Below are 3,005 nucleotides of genomic sequence, written 5' to 3' on the forward strand. Positions count from 1 at the left end.
TGGCGCAGGCGGCTGATCTGGATGTCGATCGAGCGGTCGAAGGGGTCGGCGTCGCGGCCCTGCGTCAGGTTCAGCAGCTGGTCGCGGTTGAGCACGCGGTTCGGATGTTCGAGGAAGACTTTCAACAAACGGAATTCGGCGCCCGACAGCATGATGACGATGCCGTCCGGATTGAGCAGATGGCGGGCCGTCAAGTCCAGCGTCCAGCCGGAAAAGCGCATCTGCTGCGCCTGGTCGGTGCTGGAGTTGGACGGCATCGCGTGGCTGCGGCGCAGCACGCTGCGTATGCGCGCCAGCAGTTCGCGCGGCTCGAACGGTTTCGGCAGGTAATCGTCGGCGCCCATTTCCAGGCCGAGGATGCGGTCCAGCGGTTCGTTGCGGGCGGTCAGCATGATGACCGGCAGCGTCGAATGGGCGCGCAGCTTGCGGCACAGGGTCAGGCCGTCGTCGCCGGGCAGGTTGAGGTCGAGCACGATCAGGTCGGGGCGCGATTCGTCGAGCAACTTCCACATGCCGGTGCCGTCGGCCGCCGTCAGGGCGCGGTAACCGTTCGATTCCAGATAGTCGGCCAGCAGGGAGCGGATATCGCGATCGTCGTCGACGATCAAAATTGTAGATGTAGGTTCCATGGCTCTAATTATCGTTAGTTCGGCCGCCTAAGACCAACGGCCAATTGTATCGTCTTGTATAACTTGATTAGGGAAACAAATTGATACAAAAGCCAATGCAGGGGAAACTTGATCGAAACACCGCTCTGCGATGATGCATTCCATCAGCAGTGCGCTGGCCGGCCCGCGAGGCCGGAAGCTCACTGCGGTGCACACCCCCAAAACATGATTGAAGGAATCGACATGAACGCAATGCGCAACAGTTTGATGACGGCAATGACGGTACTGGCCCTGGCCGCGACCACCATGGCGGCGCAGGCGCAGGACAGCCAGGCCAAGCCGCAGGATCAGGCCCACCAGGAACACCACCGCCCCACTCCGGAAATGATGCAGGAAAAAATGGGCGAGTTCTTCGCCATGCAGCAGGCCCGCGTGCACTTCCAGCTGAAGCTGACGGCGGCCCAGGAGCCGGCATGGAATACTTACCAGGCCGCGATCAAGCCGACGATGCCGGCCGGCGCGCGGCCGGACATGAAGGCGTGGATGGCGATGCCGGCGCCGGACCGCATGGCCAGGATGATAGAAATGGGCAAGCAGCACCTCGCGACCGAGGAAAGCCATCTGACGGCGCTGCGCGCTTTCTACGCGACGCTGACGCCGGTGCAGCAGAAGGCCTTCGACCATGCCATGATGGGCCGCCACGGCCACGGTCATCACGGCTGGGGCCACGACGGCGGCCATGGCGGCGAAGGCGAGCACGGCGGTTGGCAGCAGCGCGGATAATCAAGCGGTAGTCGGGCTGGCGATCTCACCGACGATCTCACGGGACCGGCCCGGCCACGACGGCGGACCGGGATGTAAAAAGGGAGGCACATTTCGATGTGCCTCCCTTTTTTACATGGCGCGCGGTTTAATTGAGCCGCGCCAGCGACGCCAGGAACTTGTTCGCGTCCTGGAAGCCGATCACGCGGCCGTCGGCGATTTCATGGCCCCGGCCGTCGAACAGGATGATGCCCGGCGGGCCGAACAGGTGGAAGCGTTTCAGCATCGCCCGGTCGTCATCGCTGTTGGCCGTCACGTCGATTTGCAGCAGCACGGTGTTGGCCAGCTTGGCGCGCACGGGCGGCGCGACGAAGGTCAGCTTTTCCATTTCCTTGCAGGAGACGCACCAGTCGGCGTAAAAATCGAGCAGCGCGGTCTTGCCGCCGGTCCGGGCCAGCGCGCTGTCGAGCTCGGCCACCGACTTGATGCGCTGGAAGGCCAGCGCCTGGGTGCCGCCGCCATAGCCATGGTCGCCGCCCGCTTGCAGATGGGCCAGCGGCGCCAGCGGATCGCGGCCACCGCTGGCCACGCCGACCAGCTGCACCACACCGAGCACGGCGAACACAAGGCCGACAGATTTGGCCATCCACTTGCCGCCGCCGACCAGCATATACATGCCGTAGCCGATGAACAGCGCAATCCAGCCCAGCATCTGCACGGCGCCCGGCAGCACCGGCGACACCAGCCACCACGCCATCGCCAGCAACAGCACGCCGAAGAAGCGCTTGACGGCGTCCATCCACATGCCGGCGCGCGGCAGCAGCGAACCGGCCGAGATGCCGACCAGCAGCAGCGGCACGCTCATGCCGACGGCCAGCGCGAACAGGGCGCTGCCGCCGATGACGACGTCGCGCGTCTGGCTGATGTAAAGCAGCGCGCCGGCCAGCGGCGCGGCCACGCAGGGGCCGACGATCAGGGCCGAGATGGCGCCCATGACGAACACGCCGGCCAGCTTGCCGGGCGACTGGCGGTTGGAGGCGGTGGTCAGCTTGCTTTGCAGCGCGCCCGGCACTTGCAGTTCGTAGTAGCCGAACATCGACAGCGACAGCACGGCCATCAGCAGCGCGAAGCTGCCCAGCACCCAAGGATTTTGCAGCGTCGCGGCCAGGCCTTCGCCGACCAGGCCGGCGGCCACGCCGAGCGCCGTGTAGACGATGGCCATGCCCAGCGAGTAGGCGACCGACAACAGCAGGCCGCGCGAGCGCGTGGTGCGCTCGCCCTCGCCGACGATGATGGACGACAGGATGGGCACCATCGGCAGCACGCAGGGCGTGAACGACAGGCCCAGTCCGAGCAGGGCGAACAGCGGCAAGATCACCAGCAGTTTGCCGCTCTTGAGCGCGGCTTCGACGCTGCCGCTGTCGGACGGCGGCGAGACGGCCGGCGGCGCGGCCGGCGCGGCCTCGAGCGTGCGATCGATGACCGTCGCTTCCGCCTTCGGCACGGCATTGACGTCGACGCCCGGCGTGAGCGGCGCCGTGTTGACCGGCGCGGCGGACTGCGGTGCGGCGGCGGCCAGCAGCGCCGGCGGCAGCGCGCCGGCAGCGGGTGCGGCGGCCACGGCCGTGCCGCCGC

At 66.6% G+C, this 3,005-nt stretch carries 3 protein-coding genes; 1 reads left to right on the plus strand and 2 read right to left on the minus strand.

Annotated elements, in window-relative coordinates; genetic code table 11:
- A partial coding sequence (locus Q0S71_RS20930; protein ID WP_295999987.1) for a response regulator occupies positions 1-629 on the minus strand: 629 nt, incomplete at its 3' end.
- Positions 630-851: 222 nt separating this feature from the next.
- Here Q0S71_RS20930 and Q0S71_RS20935 point away from each other — a divergent pair.
- A complete protein-coding gene (locus Q0S71_RS20935; protein WP_295999989.1) occupies positions 852-1,391 on the plus strand; it encodes a Spy/CpxP family protein refolding chaperone in 540 nt (179 codons plus the stop codon).
- A gap of 127 nt (positions 1,392-1,518) precedes the next feature.
- On the opposite strand, the gene dsbD is transcribed toward Q0S71_RS20935, so the two are convergent.
- Positions 1,519-3,005 (minus strand): protein-disulfide reductase DsbD (dsbD, locus tag Q0S71_RS20940; protein ID WP_295999990.1); only part of this gene is annotated, 1,487 nt, incomplete at its 5' end.

The organism is Rugamonas sp. (genome assembly GCF_025354735.1).
Taxonomy (GTDB): Bacteria; Pseudomonadota; Gammaproteobacteria; order Burkholderiales; family Burkholderiaceae_D; genus Rugamonas.

What these genes read in the sequence shown, in the direction of transcription:
- Q0S71_RS20935 (WP_295999989.1), top strand. Translation starts at nt 852, where the DNA reads ATGAACGCAATGCGCAACAGTTTGATGACGGCAATGACGGTACTGGCC.